Source organism: Cellulosilyticum ruminicola JCM 14822, from assembly GCF_001311925.1.
GTDB classification, from domain to species: Bacteria; Bacillota; Clostridia; order Lachnospirales; family Cellulosilyticaceae; genus Cellulosilyticum; species Cellulosilyticum ruminicola.
On record NZ_BBCG01000180.1, the window covers coordinates 1 to 721 of the forward strand.

The 721-nt window shown below is 32.6% G+C and carries 1 protein-coding gene; it reads left to right on the top strand.

From position 1 onward, the window contains the following. Positions 1 to 194 precede the first annotated feature (194 nt). Positions 195 to 665 carry a hypothetical protein gene (locus JCM14822_RS18780; protein ID WP_054744170.1) on the top strand — a complete coding sequence of 157 codons (471 nt, stop codon included), beginning with the start codon at positions 195 to 197 and terminating at the stop codon, positions 663 to 665. Positions 666 to 721: the final 56 nt, after the last annotated feature.

A 721-nucleotide genomic window follows, 5' to 3' on the forward strand; every position in this document is an offset into this window, starting at 1 on the left:
AGGGATTATACAGCCCGATGTATTACCATATTTATCCTATTTATAAGTTGAGATAATCTAGCACATGTCGTTATCTTAAGTAAATATTGTATTCTATTCATATTTATAACCTAAAACCTTATTTAAACTTTAAGCAAAATATGCTATGATTAGCCTACTTAAACTATACTTGATTATTAACGGAGGTTTTTACAATGAATTGTTCGACTGTTATTCCTAACAAAGGCATCGGCCCTATTCAGCTGGGTATGTCCAAATCAGAAATAGATGCCCTGTTTGATGCTGAAGACATTGAAATACAACAAATAGATACTTTATTTATTAATGACGAAGAAAAGCATCAGCTCTTATCCGTTCGCTATGATGATTCCAAATTCATCGTCTTATATGATGCCCATCATATGGCTATTGAAATTTCAGCGGTTATTGACTTTTTCAAAGCACCACCCCTTACCTTATATGACATCAATTTATTAGAAAGCTCAGCAGAAGATATTATTCCTTTATTAAGCCATTATGCCCCCTCTACATATGATGGCGCAGATAAAGATTTAAGCACTACATATATTTTCGAGGACTTAGGCATTACTTTATGGCGTGAATCAGGTTTTCACTCTAAGTTATTAACTCAACTTTCCCAGCTTAAATCTTTAAATAAAGCTTGAGAATCAATCCATTGTCTAAGTTGATTTTTAATTGTTTCTGATTCTAGATGAGTATG

Coding starts and splice junctions, on each gene's coding strand:
- JCM14822_RS18780 (WP_054744170.1), top strand. CDS start 195: ATGAATTGTTCGACTGTTATTCCTAACAAAGGCATCGGCCCTATTCAG.